This window comes from Streptomyces sp. NBC_00461 (genome assembly GCF_036013935.1).
Taxonomy (GTDB): domain Bacteria; phylum Actinomycetota; class Actinomycetes; order Streptomycetales; family Streptomycetaceae; genus Streptomyces.
The window spans coordinates 9,465,174-9,480,436 of sequence record NZ_CP107902.1 but is presented as its reverse complement, the minus strand read 5'-3'; the positions used below and the strand labels follow the sequence as shown (position 1 = coordinate 9,480,436).

Annotated in this window: 11 protein-coding genes and 1 pseudogene; 6 read left to right on the top strand and 6 right to left on the bottom strand. The window is 71.0% G+C overall.

The features are described from left to right. Positions 1 to 21: 21 nt before the first annotated feature. The 3 genes from OG870_RS43845 to OG870_RS43835 all read right to left on the bottom strand — a co-directional run bounded on the left by OG870_RS43845 (position 22) and on the right by OG870_RS43835 (position 4,985). A complete protein-coding gene (locus OG870_RS43845; RefSeq protein ID WP_266526089.1) occupies positions 22 to 540 on the bottom strand; it encodes a hypothetical protein in 519 nt (172 codons plus the stop codon). 30 nt (positions 541 to 570) lie between these two features. Continuing rightward, the gene (locus tag OG870_RS43840) at positions 571 to 2,187 is read right to left on the bottom strand and encodes an MFS transporter (protein ID WP_327692100.1); all 1,617 of its coding nucleotides are present in this window, start codon (positions 2,185 to 2,187) and stop codon (positions 571 to 573) included. Positions 2,188 to 2,300: 113 nt separating this feature from the next. Beyond that, positions 2,301 to 4,985 carry a helix-turn-helix transcriptional regulator gene (locus OG870_RS43835; protein ID WP_405662960.1) on the bottom strand — a complete coding sequence of 895 codons (2,685 nt, stop codon included), beginning with the start codon at positions 4,983 to 4,985 and terminating at the stop codon, positions 2,301 to 2,303. A gap of 270 nt (positions 4,986 to 5,255) precedes the next feature. Here OG870_RS43835 and OG870_RS43830 point away from each other — a divergent pair, with 270 nt between their 5' ends. The 5 genes and pseudogenes from OG870_RS43830 to OG870_RS43810 form a co-directional block, all read left to right on the top strand. Next, on the top strand, positions 5,256 to 5,729 hold the full coding sequence (locus OG870_RS43830; protein WP_266526095.1) for a carboxymuconolactone decarboxylase family protein: 474 nt from the start codon (positions 5,256 to 5,258) through the stop codon (positions 5,727 to 5,729). A gap of 182 nt (positions 5,730 to 5,911) precedes the next feature. Then, entirely contained in the window at positions 5,912 to 6,808 is an 897-nt protein-coding gene (locus OG870_RS43825) for an RNA polymerase sigma-70 factor (protein ID WP_327692366.1), read from the top strand. A gap of 90 nt (positions 6,809 to 6,898) precedes the next feature. Then, positions 6,899 to 7,408: an Ohr family peroxiredoxin gene (locus OG870_RS43820; protein ID WP_266526099.1), complete on the top strand. Its 510-nt coding sequence runs from the start codon at positions 6,899 to 6,901 to the stop codon at positions 7,406 to 7,408. Positions 7,409 to 7,562: 154 nt separating this feature from the next. Continuing rightward, positions 7,563 to 9,263, top strand: a complete 1,701-nt coding sequence (locus OG870_RS43815; protein WP_266588601.1) for an L-aspartate oxidase — start codon at positions 7,563 to 7,565, stop codon at positions 9,261 to 9,263. A gap of 381 nt (positions 9,264 to 9,644) precedes the next feature. Continuing rightward, positions 9,645 to 10,475 (top strand): annotated as a pseudogene (locus OG870_RS43810) (D-alanyl-D-alanine carboxypeptidase family protein); the annotation flags it as partial. Between the two features lie 83 nt (positions 10,476 to 10,558). Here OG870_RS43810 and OG870_RS43805 read toward each other — a convergent pair. Together OG870_RS43805 and mptB are read right to left on the bottom strand one after the other, a co-directional pair. Then, positions 10,559 to 11,908, bottom strand: coding sequence for a glycosyltransferase 87 family protein (locus tag OG870_RS43805; RefSeq protein WP_266588599.1), 1,350 nt, complete (start codon positions 11,906 to 11,908; stop codon positions 10,559 to 10,561). Positions 11,909 to 11,916: 8 nt separating this feature from the next. Further along, positions 11,917 to 13,311, bottom strand: a complete 1,395-nt coding sequence (gene mptB / locus OG870_RS43800) for a polyprenol phosphomannose-dependent alpha 1,6 mannosyltransferase MptB (protein WP_266526101.1) — start codon at positions 13,309 to 13,311, stop codon at positions 11,917 to 11,919. A gap of 189 nt (positions 13,312 to 13,500) precedes the next feature. Between mptB and OG870_RS43795 the strand changes: the two genes are divergently transcribed. Beyond that, positions 13,501 to 14,271 carry an alpha/beta fold hydrolase gene (locus OG870_RS43795; RefSeq protein ID WP_266587428.1) on the top strand — a complete coding sequence of 257 codons (771 nt, stop codon included), beginning with the start codon at positions 13,501 to 13,503 and terminating at the stop codon, positions 14,269 to 14,271. Positions 14,272 to 14,294: 23 nt separating this feature from the next. Here the strand turns inward: OG870_RS43795 and OG870_RS43790 are convergent, their stop codons facing one another. Continuing rightward, complete coding sequence (locus tag OG870_RS43790; RefSeq protein ID WP_266587426.1) at positions 14,295 to 15,236, bottom strand: glutaminase; 942 nt, start codon at positions 15,234 to 15,236, stop codon at positions 14,295 to 14,297. Positions 15,237 to 15,263: the final 27 nt, after the last annotated feature.

Here is a 15,263-nt window from a genome sequence, read left to right as displayed (position 1 = left end):
TACTCCCGCGGACGGCCTCGGTCAGTGTTTCAGAACGATCTTGAATGAGATGATCACCAGGCCCAGCAGCAGATTCACCGAGGCAGTGGTCACGACCAGGCGCCAGGTGGCGCCGGCGCGGCGAGCCGCGGCCGCGGACCAGCCCACCTGCCCGGCCACGGCGACGGACAGGGCCAGCCAGAGGGCGCCCTGTACGTCAAGGCCCAGGAGCGGGCTGAGGGCCACCGCGGCGGCAGGTGGGACGGCGGCCTTGACGATGGGCCACTCCTCGCGGCAGACGTGCAGCACGACCTGGCGGTTCAGGGACTGTTGTGCCAGCCGCGCCCCGAACAGCTGGGCGTGGACGTGCGCGATCCAGAACACCACGCCGGTGAGCAGCAACAGCACCACCAGTTCGGCGCGCGGGAACGAGCCCAGGGTGCCGGCCCCGATCACCACGGAGGCCGCGAGCATCGATCCGTAGACGCCGCCCGTGTAGTCCGCGTGGGCTCGGCGCTCGGCATCGCGCACGCGGACCGCGGTGCCGTCGCTGCTGGACATCGGGGCCTCCCTGGGGGTTCAGTGCGTCGATCAGACGGCTCCGGACGGTGCGTCGGCACCGGACTTCTCCGCACGTCTCTTCTGGCCGGCCGGCAGGCTCGAGGTGACGAGGAAACTGGCCAGCGTCACGCCGCCGGTGGCGAGGATCGCCGCCTTCAGGCCGTCGAGCTGTGCCGAGGCGTAGGAGTCCACGACGGCGTCGACCTCGGACGAGGGCAGGCCGGCGCTCTCGGCCGCCGAACGCACCTGCTCGGTGCTGACGAAGGAGATCCCCGACTCCAGGGCCACGCCGGTCTGTGTGCGGGCCTCCTCGGACAGCCGGGGATCGTCGGCCACCTGCGTGGTGAACGCGTGGGCCAGTGCGCCGACGAGGATGGACCCGATGAGTGCCGTGCCCAGCGCGGAGCCCAGGTTCTGCGCCGTGAACTGCAGCCCTCCGACCTCGCTGCGCTCCGCCTCGCCGACGCTGGACTGGACGACGTTGCCCAACTGCGAGGCGAGCAGGCCGGTGCCCACGCCCAGCAGCGCCATGGCTCCGGCGAACTGCGCGTCGTCGATGACCGGGTCGATGGTGGCCAGCAGCCACACGATCGCTCCCGCCAGCGTCAGCAGGGCCAGCCGGACCACCCGGCGCGGCCCCATGGCCCGGCCCAGCGAGGAGGCGAGCACGGAGGCCGCGAGCATCGTGATGGACACCGGGAGCAGCCGCAGTCCGGTCTGGAACGCGTCGAAGCCCTGCACCACCTGCAGATACAGCGGGATGACGAAGAACAGTCCCAGCAGGATGAGGTTCTGGCTCAGCAGCGTCATCAGGCCGGAGCGCAGTGCCCGCTTGCGCAGCAGGGCCAGGTGTACGAGGGGCTCGGCGCCCTGAGTCTCCCGCCGCCGCTCCCAGTGGACGAACAGGGCGAGGACGACCGCCCCTGCGCCGACGACGAACAGCGTCGGGGAGAAGCCCAGGACGGTGAAGGGAGGGTTGCGGGGCTGCAGCCATCCCCAGGTGCTGCTCTGCAGCACGCCGAGGACGCCCAGGGCCAGTCCGCCCGCCGACAGTACGGCGCCGACTCCGTCCATCCGGTGGCGGGGCCCGGTCCGGACGGGTTCGGTGATCATCCGGTGGCAGCACAGGACGGCCGCGACGACCACGACCTCACCGGCGAAGACGAGCCGCCAGGTGAGGTACGTCGTCACCCAGCCGCCCAGCAGCGGGCCGACCGCGATTCCGGCACCGGCGAGTCCGCCGATGACGCCGTAGGCGACGGCACGGTCCCGCCCGCGGTAGGTCTCCGCGACGAGCGCGGCCATGGACGGCAACACCATCGCGGCGCCGAGCCCCTCGATGACCGACCAGCCCAGCGCGAGCACCCACACCGTGGGGGCCGCGGCGGTCAGGGCCGATCCCGTGCCGTACACGATCATTCCGAGGAAGAAGAGACGGCGGCGCCCCACGATGTCGCCGAGCCGGCCACCGATGATCATGAACGCGGCCATGACCAGCGCGTACAGCGTGATCACGGTCTGGATGGCGGTGACCTCGGTGTCGAAGTCCTCGACGAGCTGACTGATCGAGACGTTCATGACGGAGGTGTCCAGGACCATCAGGAACTGGGCCGTGCCCAGCACGATCAGAGCTCGCCATCGTGTCACGGTGTCCACCTCGCCGAGTCGGCCCGGAGCGGCGGTGGAGCCGGCCGCCATCTCCATCGCAGCCGAGGAGGTCGTTCGGCGCCTCACCCGCCGCGGGCGAAGGCGAGCCGTGCTCACAGCAGCCGCAGGTCCCGCGCACGGTGTACCGCGGCGCTGCGGCGGTTCACGCCCAGCTTCCGGTACAGGCTCTTGAGGTGTGTCTTCACCGTGTTCACCGACACGTACAGGTCGGCGGCGATCTCGTCCGTCGACATCATCTGGGCCAGCCGCTCCAGCACATCGTGCTCACGGCGGCTCAGTTCCTCCACGACGAGCGGCCAGAGGGGCATTCCGGGTCCGGCCGGTTCGTCATGTCGCCGGGTGCCGGGCACGAGCCAGCCCTCGGCCAACTGCTGGAGGGGTGCGGTGGCCAGGAGAGGGCGGATCCACTGTCCGGCTTCGAGGAAGGGCCGGCGCAACCGCTCGTGCCGGGCCTGAACGAGCGACTGCGCGACGAGTGCGCGGGCGGTGGCCGAGTCCCCCGCGCCGTGCGCGGCCTGTGCTCTCACCAGTGCCGCCCGGACGGTCACCCCGGGACCGGTGCGGCTGTCGGCCCGGATGCTGTCCAGGAGGTCGATCGCGGCATCCGGACAGCCTGCGACGAGGTGGAGGCGCGCGGCCTCCACGGCGCACGCCGGTTGGCTGCCGGGAACGGCTCGGAGCAGCTCGGCGGCGGTTTCGGACCGTCCTTCGGCGAGGTGCGCGGCGGAGACGACCAGCACCTCGTGGCTCTCCGCCCACGGTGAGGCCGCGGCGGTGGAGACCGCCTGGGCAGCCGCCTCGACGGCGGCTCGCGGGTCGCCCCGGGCCAGCTGGAGCCGCGCCGTGGCGATGGCCCGTCCGGCGGCCGTCACCGGGTCCCGTATCGCGGCGGGCAGTTCGGCGGCCTCATCGAGGAGGGCCTGGGCCCGGCCCAGTTCGTTGCGGTCGACGGCGACGGCGGCCAGCACCAGTCGCTCGATGCCGGAGCCGGAGGGGTGGTCGAGGCTGAAGCGCTCCGTCTCGGTCACCGCCTCCAGGGCCTTGTCCTCCGCTCTGCCGGGCCAGCCGTTGAGGTAGTCGATCAGCGCCAGGTGGCCCATCGACTCCTCCCGGGGGACCAGGGTCGAGGCTCCCCCCGGCGAGCGGACCACCGTGGACAGCGCGGCCTGCGCCTCCTCGAACCGCCCCGCCCACAGTCGCGTGGTGCCCAGGTGGGCCATCAGGAGGGCAGGCAACTCGGGATGCTTGTCCAGCAGGTGTGCGGGAACGTCCTGTTGCGCCTCCTCGGCGGTTTCGGCGGCCTGTTCCGCCTGTGCGGGGGACCCGGCCAGGCGGGCTGCCAGGGCTTCGAGCAGCGCACAGCTGAGCTGCGCGGCCGCCGGGTCTGACAGGTCGCCGGTCAGCCGCTCCTCGGCGTGGTGGAGGTGGGCCAGTCCCCGGTCGAGGTCGCTGTGGGACAGGTCACGTGCGGCGCGCACGAGTTCCGTAGCGGGGCCCGTGGCATCGGGCCCCATCCGGGAGAAGAGCCGGGTCAGGTCGTCGGAGCGCAGACCGGTGAAGAACTGTCCGATCGCCAGGTCGTCCACGAGGGCTCCGGCGGTGAAGTCCCAGTCGCCCGCGGCGGCGCCGTGGGCGAGGGTCTCCGGGAGGGAGCCGGAGCGTTGCAGCCACAGGGCGGCCCGCCGGTGCAGTTCGGGCTCCAGTCCGGGGCAGCGCACGCGCAGATGGGCGCGGAGTATCTCCCCGAACAGGGGGTGCAGGCGGTACCAGCAGTGTCCGAGATCCTCCACGAAGGCGTTCTCGCTGTGCAGCCGGGCCAGGATGCGTTCGGCATCGGTCCGCTGCGTCAGCGCGTTCACCAGATCGGGGCAGAAGCGCTCCAGCACGCTGACCCGCAGCAGGAGGTCCTCGGTCTGTTCCGTCTGCCGCTTGAGCACCTCGGCCAGCAGAAAGTCGGCGACCGTGCTCCGGTCCGCCTCGAACTCCTTGAGATACGTCTCCGGGTCCGGGCTCTCCAGCGCGGCCAGGGCGCACAGGCGCAGGCCGGCGGCCCAGCCCCGGGTGCGGTCCACCAGAGCGCGCGCCGCGTCCAGGGGAAGACGCAGACCGTGCACCTCCAGCAGGTCGAGGGCCTCCTCCGGGGTGAAGGCCAGCTCGGCACCCCGGATCTCCGTCAGCGCGCCGGCCACCCGGTAGCGGTGCAACGGGAGCATGGGTTCGGTGCGGGTGACGAGGATCAGCCGCAGCCCTTCCCTGGCGTGGTTCAGCACGAACTCCAGCTGCTCCGCGACCTCGGGCGCGCTCACGCGGTCGTACTCGTCGAGCACGACGGTCGCCGCCTGGTCACGGTCGTTGAGTTCACCGGCGATCGCCGACAGCACCCTGTGGTCCACGCGGCCGGCGTCCGCCGGGCGGGCGGCGGGGTCGGACAACGGCATCCCGCAGACGCGCAGGGCCTGCAGGAGATACGCCCAGAACATGCCGGGCCGCTGCTCGTCCGACTCGATGGTGAGCCAGGCGACCGGCCGGTCCAGGTGTGCGGCCCAGTCGGCGACCAGCAGGGTCTTGCCCGCGCCGGCCGAGCCGTTGACCATGGTCAACGGAGCGCCCAGAGCCTGGTCGAGGTGCCGGTTCAGCCGCTGCCGCCGCAGGAACGCGCCAGGCCTGGTCGGCAGAGCGAACCGGGTGCGCAGGAAGGGGTCCCCCAGCGGATCGACGCCTCCATCGGCCGACGGAGGCGCGTACTCCTCGAATGCAGACACGGCGCTCACCACCACTGTCCGTCATCTCATGGGCAGCGCTCCCTCGCTTCAGGATCCCATTCTTTCGGAACATACGCCTGGCACAAACGGCCCCAAGCTCCCTTCGCAGGGCCGGACGGCCCCAGACGACCGGCATCGCCCGATCGCGAAGGCTTCCCCCGTCGTGGGTGAAAGCGGCCCACACCTTCGAAACGCCGAGACGCAGGTCACACCCGGGGAGCTGTCACACGTCACGGGCCACCCCTGTCAGTAGGTGTGTATCCGCAACAGGGCAAGGAGATCCCCATGGAACCGCGTCTCAACTTCTTCGGCCACCCCCTCGCGGGAAAGGTCCTGAAGCACATCAACTCTGCCAACAAGGTGGTGTGGGACTCGACCCTCCCGACCACGACGCAGGAACTGGTGAAGATCCGCGCAAGCCAGATCAACGGCTGTGGTTTCTGCACGGACATGCACACCAAGGACGCCACAGCCGAAGGCGAGACGGCGCAGCGCCTCAACCTGGTCGCGGCCTGGCGTGAGGCCAAGGTGTTCACCGAGGCCGAGCGCGCCGCCCTGGAGCTGGCCGAGCAGGGCACCCGCACCGCCGATGCGGCAGGCGGTGTCACCGACGAGGCCTGGGAGAACGCCGCGAAGCACTTCGACGAGGACCAGCTCGCAGCGCTGGTCTCCCTCATCGCGGTCATCAACGCGTACAACCGTGTGAACATCATCGTCCAGCAGCCCGCCGGCGACTACCAGCCCGGCATGTTCGGCTGATCGGCGCCCACCCTGCCCGCCGCCCACGGCCTGTCTCCACGCCGCCCCGATCCACGGCGTGGAAGCAGGCCATCGGCATCACCGGGCCCGCACCGTCACGGCTGTGGATCACGTCGCCACCGGGCTTCGAGTGCGGTGATGAGCCTGCTTGTAGCATGGTGATCCACAACTGGAGGACACCTATGCGCGCCCGGGATGACGCTGACTCTCTCGACAAGGCAACGAGGGATTTCATGGCGGCGCGTCCCCAGCTCTTCGGCATCGCCTACCGCGTGCTGGGCAGCGCCGCGGAAGCCGAGGACATCGTGCAGGACGCGTGGCTGCGCTGGCAGAGGACCGACCGCGCCGAGGTTCTCGACCCGACCGCGTTCCTGGCCACGATCACCTCGCGGCTGGCGATCAACCTGGCCCAGTCCGCACGCAAGCGACGTGAGTCGTACACCGGACCCTGGCTGCCGGAACCGGTCGACACCACGGCAGACCCGCAACTGGGCGCGGAACGGGCGGAGGCGCTCGACCTGGCCGTCCTGTTCCTCCTCGAAAAGCTGAATCCCGTGGAACGGGCCGCGTATGTGCTGAGGGAAGCCTTCGACTATCCCTACCGGCAGATCGCGGACATGCTGGAGACGAACGAGGCCAATACGCGACAGCTGGTGAGCCGCGCCCGCAAACATCTGGCGGCGGAACGCCGGGAGCCCGCGAGCCCCGAAGCTCACCGGAGGCTGCTGGAGGTGTTCCTGGCCGCGGCGCAGACCGGCGATCTGTCGGTGCTCGAAGGCGTTCTCACGGCGGACGTGGTCAGCTACGCTGACGGCGGTGGGGCGCGCGGAGCATCCCGAATTCCGGTCGTCGGACGTCTGCGTGTCGCCAAATACCTTGCCGCCTTCGCCCCGCGCTTCTGGCCGCAGTCGGACGTCCGCTGGGTCGAGGCGAACGGCAGGCCGGCCGTTCTGGTCTCGGCCGACGGAAACGCTGTGGCTCTTTTGTCCGCCGAGGTGTCGACGCGCGGCATCGAACGCCTTATGTGGGTCATGAATCCGGAGAAACTGGCGACCTACGTGGCTTCGCAGGCCAGCTGAGGCGGTCCGGCCGGTGTCACAGAAGGCGGCACTTGCCGGACAACTCGTTGTCCGGAATCCCGGGTCCCCGAGTGCTGTCGGAGTGACGCGTTGAACGAGCAGTTTCCGTTGCCCGAATTGTCGACCGACAAGGACGTCGCCGGCGAATCCTTCGCGCCCATCTACACGACCACGGTGACCGTGAGCGGCGGGGAGGCGGCTCACGGGCGCGCCTCGGGAAAAGCTCGCTCGGACGACGGTGTCCTGGACATCGACCTGCGCATGCCGGCAGAACTGGGAGGAGACGGACGGGGAACCAATCCCGAGCAGCTTCTCGCCGCCGGCTTCGCGGCCTGCTTCCACGGCGCACTGAGTCTGGTGGCACGGCAGGAGGCGCTCGATCCCGCCGCGATCTCCATTGAGACGACCGTGGCATTCGGGCGGGATCCGGAAGACGGCGGTTATCTGCTGCAGGTCGATCTGGTGGTCAACTGGCCGGGTATCGATCCAGATATCGCCGCTCCACTCCTGGAGCAGGCCGGTGCGCTGTGTCCCTACGCGCGGATGGCCTCGCGAGGAACGCCGACAACCATCACGCTTGATTCCCATGGACGGCGATAGGACTTCGGGCCCTTGAACCAGCCGCAAACCGGAAGGCATGAGCGAGCCACAGCGCCGATCACTGTCACAGAAACCCCGCCGGTCCGGTCCTAGTGAATGACAACCTTGTCGATCGGAGAAGACCGTGGCTATCACCGAACAACGTCTTTCCACCATGGTGCTGGTGATCGGTACCGGCGGAGCCGGACTGCGAGCAGCGATCGAGCTGGCCGAGGCCGGCGTCGACGTCCTCGCGGTCGGCAAGCGCCCCAAGGACGACGCCCACACGGCACTTGCCGCCGGTGGCATCAACGCGGCCCTCGCCACCATGGATCCCGAGGACAGCTGGCAGCAGCACGCGGCGGACACCCTCAAGGAGAGCTATCTGCTGGCCGACCCTCGCACCGTCGAGATCGTCACGCAGGGCGCCGCCCGCGGCATCGACGACCTGGAACGCTACGGGATGGCCTTCGCCAGGGAAGAGGACGGCCGTATCTCGCAGCGATTCTTCGGCGCGCACAAGTTCCGGCGGACCGCCTTCGCGGGCGACTACACCGGCCTGGAGATCCAGCGCACGCTGATCAGGCGCGCGGAACAGCTCGACATCCCCGTACTCGAGGGCGTGTACATCACCAGGCTCCTGGTGCACGACGGAGCGGTCTTCGGTGCCTACGGCTTCGACCTCACGAGCGGCAGGCGCTACCTGATCCACGCCGACGCGGTCATTCTCGCTGCGGGCGGCCACACCCGGATCTGGCGGCGCACCTCCTCACGGCGCGACGAGAACACGGGCGACTCCTTCCGCCTGGCCGTGGAGGCCGGTGCCCGGCTGCGCGACGCCGAACTGGTCCAGTTCCATCCTTCCGGGATCATCGAGCCGGAGAACGCGGCCGGCACGCTGGTGAGCGAGGCCGCCCGGGGTGAGGGCGGGATCCTGCGCAATGCCCTCGGGGAGCGGTTCATGTCCCGCTACGACCCCGCACGCATGGAGCTGTCCACCCGCGACCGCGTGGCCCTGGCCTCCTACACGGAGATCAAGGAAGGGCGTGGGACCCCCAAGGGAGGCGTGTGGCTCGACGTCTCGCACCTGCCACGGCGGACGATCATGACGCGGCTCCCCCGCGTCTACCAGACTCTGCTGGACCTGCAGATGCTGGACATCACGCGCGAACCGATCGAGATCGCTCCCACCGCCCACTACTCGATGGGCGGGGTGTGGGTGCGTCCCGAGGACCACAGCACCGATGTGCGTGGCCTGTACGCCATCGGCGAGGCGTCGAGCGGGCTGCACGGCGCCAACCGCCTCGGCGGGAACAGCCTCATCGAACTGCTCGTCTTCGGCCGCCTCACGGGCCGGGCGGCGGCCGCCTATTCGGAGTCCCTGACCGCGCAGCCACGGTCGGCGTCGGCCATCGCCGAGGCCCGCGCCGAGATGGACGACCTCCTCGCCGCCGACGGGCCGGAGAACGTCCGTGCCCTGCAGCGTGCCATCCGCGACACCATGACGGAGCACGCCGGAGTCGTACGCGACGAAGAGGGCCTGCGCGCCGGGCTGGCGGAGCTCACGGTGATCGAGAAGAGGATGGACGACGTCGGTGTGCACCCGGACATCGCGGGCTATCAGGACCTCGCGCACGCCTTTGACCTCAAGTCCGCCGCGCTTGCCGCCCGCGCCACCCTCGAAGCGGCACTGGAGCGTCGTGAGACGCGTGGCTGTCACAACCGCAGCGACTATCCCGGGATGGATCCCGCGCTGCGGGTCAACCTCGTGTGGTCCCCGTCGACGGGCATCACCCGCGAGAGCATTCCGGCCGTCCCGGACGAGATCGCCACTCTGATGGAAGAGGTCTCGACCGAAGGAAAACTCGCCGAATAGGCCCGTGCCACCAGGACCTCACGGCCGCCCACGGCCTGTGCCGGAACAGCCGGGTTCGTGGTCCCGGGCGCCACTCATCGGGGGGAGTGCGTGGAGCCCGGGACCCGCACCTACGGGGTCTATGCGCAGGTGTGCATTCCGGGCTCCTCAACGGGGGTGAGCCGCCCGGAATACTGTGATCAACTTATCAAAACGTTGTTTGTCGCACTCGCCATGTTGCGCGTGTCGCGAGATGCCGATGCGTTGACGAGTCCCGTCGCAGACCTTCGCCGTCCGCCCCACGGTGCCGTCCGCCCCAACGTTGCGACATCCGGGTGCTAGCAAGCCGCGTCATGGCCCGGTCACCGGCATGCACCTCGGGCAGATTCCTACGTTGATCATATGATCACCGAATTCAGGTCCCGGACAGCCGTCGCCACCTGCGCCCTCTGCGTGGCCGGTGTCCTGGCGCTCGCGCCCGTCGCGGCCGCCGCCGGTGCCGAGCCCACCCCGCCCGGTGCGCCGCGGGTGGCGGCGCCGCCGCCGTCGTTCCTGTACCGCGAGGGCATCCAGGTCCGGACCCATCGTGGGGTGCCCGGGGTACCGGACGTCTCCGCGTTGTCCTGGCTGGTGGCCGACGCCGGCACCGGCGAGGTGCTGGCCGCGCACGACGCGCATCGCGCGCTGCCGCCGGCCAGCACGCTCAAGACGCTGTTCGCCCTCACGGTGCTGCCCGCCCTGCCCACCGGCATCGAACACACGGTGAAGGAGCGGGAGTTGGAGGACATCGGACCGGGCAGCAGCAAGGTCGGGGTCGCCGAGGGGCAGACGTACCGGATCGACGATCTGTGGCGCGGAGTCTTCCTCAACTCCGGGAACGACGCCGTGGACGTCCTGGCCTCGCTGAACGGCGGCTGGCGTACGACGGCCACGCGGATGCAGGCCAAGGCCCGTTCCCTGGGCGCGCTCGACACACACGTGCGGTCGCCCGACGGATACGACACACCCGGCCAGGTGTCATCGGCGTACGACCTGGCGGTGTTCGGCCGGGAGGGGCTGCGCAACCCGGACTTTGCGCGGTACTGCGGCACGGCCCTGGCGAAGTTCCCGGGCGGCAGCGGATGGTCGTACGACATCCGGAACACCAATCGGCTGCTGACCGGCGCGGACGGCGTGGAGCCGTACCCGGGGCTGATCGGTGTCAAGAACGGCTACACCAGCAGCGCGGGCAACACCCTGGTCGCCGCGGCCCGTCGCGGCGGGCGCACCCTCCTGGTCACGGTCATGAACCCTCAGGCGGGCGGCGGGTTCACGGTCTACGAGGAGGCACGCGAACTGCTCGACTGGGGGTTCGAGGCCGCCGGCCGGGTCGAACCGGTGGGCTCGCTGGACGGGTCGCGGGTCAGACCGCGGCCGGGGCCCCAGGCCACTCCCGTGGCCGTCGTCGTCCCGGACGGCGGGCCGGGATGGCCCGCGGCGGGCATCATCTCGGGTGCCGCCGTGCTGGGCGCCGGGGCCGTGGCGCTGGTGCTGCGGGGCAAGGGCGGTGTGTCGCCGCGGAGTTGACCCACCGGGAGCCACAGCAGCAGGCCCAGGGTGATCCAGGTGTAGGTGTTGCTGCCGAGGAACCCGTCGATGCCGGACGCGTCGTGGAACCACAGCCACACCACGCTGGTGCACAGCACGGCGTACAGGGCGCCCGCCACGCGCGCGTGCCCGGTGCGGATCAGCACGGCGAACGACGGCAGCAGCCACACGAGGTGGTGCACCCAGGTGATGGGGCTGACGAGGCAGGCGGTCAGGCCGGTGAGGGCGAACGCGGCCGGCCAGTCCGCCGCCGCGACCGCCCGGCGGGTCCGCCAGGCCCAGATGCCGAGGACCACCAGGACGGCCGCGGCCCAGACCTTGCGGTCCGCATCACCGAGGCGGGCCAGGATGCCCTGCAGCGACTGGTTGGAGACGTAGTCGAGGCGGCCCACACGGCTGGTGTCCCACAGGGCCTCGGTCCAGTAGAAGCGGGAGGCGTCCGGCGCGACCCAGCCGGCGAGCGCGGTCGCCGCGGCCGCGACGGCCGTCGCGACGGCGGCGGCACGCCATCGGCGGGCGAGCAGGAGCAGTCCGATGAAGACAGCGGGGGTCAGTTTGATCGCGGCCGCGAGGCCGATGCCGAGGCCCGCCCGTCGTTCCCGCCCTGTGCTGAGCAGCCAGGCGTCGGCCAGCACGAGGGCCAGCAGCAGAAGGTTGACCTGCCCGAAGCTGAAGGTGTCGCGGAGTGGTTCGAACAGGGCGAGCAGACTGGCGCCCAGGGCGCAGCCGAACCAGCCGTAGCGGCGCCATGCCCCGTCGGTCAGGACGTGCAGCACCAGTGCCAGGGCCGCCAGGTTGAGCAGCAGGGAGCCGACGATCGCGGTGCGCAGACCGACGAGGGCCATGGGCAGCATGCTGACGGCGGCGAACGGCGGGTACGTGAACCCGTACGTCGTCCCCGGCACCTGGTAGTCGTAGATCCGTCCGCCGTGGTGGATCCAGCTGTTGACGGCCCCGTAGTAGACGCGCAGGTCGAACCAGTCGCGCAGCAGCGGCACGGTCGCGGTGAAGACGGTGACGGCGGCGGCGACGGCGAGGACCAGGAGCAGCCGGCCGCGGTCGGTGCGGGGAGGGGTCATGCGGTCCTTCATGCGGTCCTCTCCAGCGCGGGTGCCTGGGCCGCCTGGTGGACCTGCCACAGGACGACCACGGCCAGCGCACCGCCGGAGACGGCCAGCATCAACTGCCCGCTGTCGGCCGGTCCGCCGCTCGGCAGGGTGGCGAGCGCGAGCACTCCCGTCACGGCCGCCACACGTTGCCGTACCGAGGTGGTGGGTGCCGCGGCGGCGATGAGGAACAGGCCCCACAGGGCGTACCAGGGGCGGATCGCCGGGCCGAAGGCGGCCACGGCGGCGAGGCTCAGGCCCAGCGCGTACACCGGGCGGGGGCGCAGTCGCCACCATATGGCCGCCACCAGCAGAGCGGTGACCGCGAGGCCGAGCATGTGCCAGGCCGGGAGGGCGAGGGGCGCGAAGTCGCTGCCGAGGTCTTCCAGCATGGCTCCGGTGGCACGTCCGAGGAGGCTGGTGAGGGCCCAGTTGTGCGAGGAGACCGGGGTGTCGAGGGCGCCTATCCAGCCGTAGCCCGTTCCGGCGAGGGCCGTCGCGGCGACCGTGGTGGCCGCGGCTGCGACGGCGGTCGACAGGACGGCCTTCGCCGGATGTCGCCCGGCGCGCACCTGGAGGACGACGACCGCGGCGAGCCCGAGCACGGCGGGCGCCTTGACCAGCGCGGCGAGTGTGACGAGTACGGCACCCAGCACCGGCCAGCGGCCGAGGGCAGCGACCAGGCCGACGCCGAGCAGGCCGAGCATGATGGCGTCGTTGTGGGCGCCCGCGACCAGGTGGAGCAGGACCAGCGGGTTGAGGGCGCCGAGCCAGAGCGCGGCGGCCGGATCGGCGCCGCTGTGCCGGGCGAGCCGGGGCAGCGCGGCCGCCATCAGCGCCACGCCGAGCAGGGCGACCAGCCGCATCCCGACCAGACCGGCGGGAAGTTCACCGCGGGTCAGTCCGGACAGCGCGGAGGCGACGGCGAGGAACACAGGACCGTACGGGGCACCGGTCTGCCGCCACAGCGGGGCGACCTCGTCGGCGAGCGGGCCGCCGAGCTGGGCGGGCCCGTGCGCGTAGACGTCCATGTGGGCGTCGACCATCGCGCCCTGCGCGAGGTAGCTGTAGACGTCGCGGCTGAACAGGGGTGGGGCGAGGAGCAGCGGTGCGGCCCAGACGGCGAGCACCAGCAGCAGCTCGCGCGGGGTGGGCGGCTCGGCGCTGCGCACGAGCCGCCCGAGCAGCACCCAGGCGGCTATCAGCAGGACGACACCGAAGTACACCCCGACCAGGCCCAGGGCCGCGCGGGCGTTGGCCGGGGCCAGGAGGTCCCGGACGGGCAGGGCACCGGACGTCTCACCTCCGAGGGCGAGGAAGGCGGTGCCGGCCAGGCCCAGGACCTGACAGCGACGGAGATCGACGGGAAAAGCCATGGCCAACACTCGGTAAGCGTGTCAACGCCGGGTGGCCGGAAATTGACGCGCCGCCTGCCGGGCGGGGGCCTGCGTGTGTCCGGCGTGTGATCGGGCGCCGGGAACGATGATTTCTGTTCGGCCGGCCGGTCTCCCCTGCGTCCGACCTTCCTTCCCCGCCCTTTGCCCGTCGGCCACAGAACGGACGTGATGACCGTGCCGAACACTTCCGCCCACGCCAAGGTCAACGGCCTGGAGATGTACTACGAGACCCACGGCTCCGCAGAGGCCGCCCGGCGCCCGCTGGTGCTGCTGCACGGCGGGGTCCATACCATCGGCCTGTCCTTCGCCGCCGTGCTGCCCGCCCTGGCCGCGGACCGCCGTGTCGTGGCGCCCGAGTTGCAGGCACACGGCCACACGGCCGACACCGACCGCGAGATGACGGTGGCGAACCTGGCCTCGGACGTCGTGGCGCTGCTCGACGAACTCGGCCTCGAGCAGGCCGACTTCATCGGCTTCAGCCTCGGCGGGCTGACCGCGCTGGAGATCGCGGTGCGCCACCCCGAGCGCGTCGGACGGCTGGTGCTCGCCGCCACCCAGTACCAACAGGACGGCTACCACGACGAGGTCCGCGCACCCGACTACACCTCTCCCCGGTTGCCCAGCGAGGCGGACTTCCAGGAGATGGCCGAGGCCTACGCCGCTGTCGCGCCCCATCCCGAGCACTTCCAGGACTTCCTCGCGAAGGTCACGGGCGCGGCCCACTCCCCGCTGCCCTGGACGGCCGACGACCTGCGCGGCCTTGCCGCGCCCACGCTGCTGGTCGTCGGCGATACCGACTTCGTACGCGTGGAGCACGCGGCCGAGATGCAGGCGCTGATCCCCGGGGCGCGGCTGGCCGTCCTGCCGGCCACCACGCATGTGGCCCTGATGCGGCGCACGTCCCTGCTCGTGCCGCTGCTGACCGAGTTCCTGGACTGAGCCGGCCGTTCGAACGCCGGCTCTCAGAACACCGACAGGCCGGTCAGGGTGGTGAAGCGGTCCAGGGCCGCGACACCCGCCACCGAGTTGCCGCGCTCGTCGAGCCCGGGGCTCCACACGCACAGCGTGCAGCGTCCGGGTACGACCGCGATGATGCCGCCGCCGACGCCGCTCTTGCCGGGCAGTCCGACGCGGTAGGCGAACTCGCCCGCCGCGTCGTACGTCCCGCAGGTCAGCATCACCGCGTTGACCTGTTTGGCCTGGCTGCCGGTGAGCAGCCTGCTGCCGTCGGCGCGAACGCCGTGCCGGGCAAGGAAGCCGGTGGCGAGGGCGAGGTCGGCGCAGGACGCCGTGATGGAGCACTGACGGAAGTACTCGTCCAGCAGCGCCGGGACGGGGTTGTCGATGTTGCCGTACGACGCCATGAAGTGGGCGAGGGCGGCGTTGCGGTCGCCGTGAGCGGACTCGGAGGCGGCGACGTCCAGGTCGAAGTCCAGGCCCGGGTTGCCGCTCTCGGTACGCAGGAAGGCGAGCAGCTCTCCCGCCGCGTCTCCGGTACGGGTCTGGAGGCGGTCGGTGACGACGAGGGCACCAGCGTTGATGAACGGGTTGCGCGGGATGCCGCTCTCGTACTCCAGCTGGATCAGGGAGTTGAAGGGATTGCCGGAGGGCTCGCGGCCCACGTGCTCCCAGAGTTCGTCGCCCTCGCGGGCCAGGTCGAGGGCGAGGGTGAAGACCTTGGTGAGGGACTGCGCGGAGAACGGCTCACGCCAGTCCCCCACCCCGTACACCGTGCCGTCCGGCTCGGCGACGGCCATGCCGAAGCGGCGCGGGTCGCAGGCCGCGAGCGCCGGGATGTAGTCGGCGGGCCGACCACGGCCGGGAGTGCGCTCGATCTCCTCGGCGATGCGCGCCAGGACCGGTTCGAAGGTGGGGGCGGATGGGGGAACTGCCATGATCACCATTGTGCCTCCGGGTCGGTCCTGGCGCGC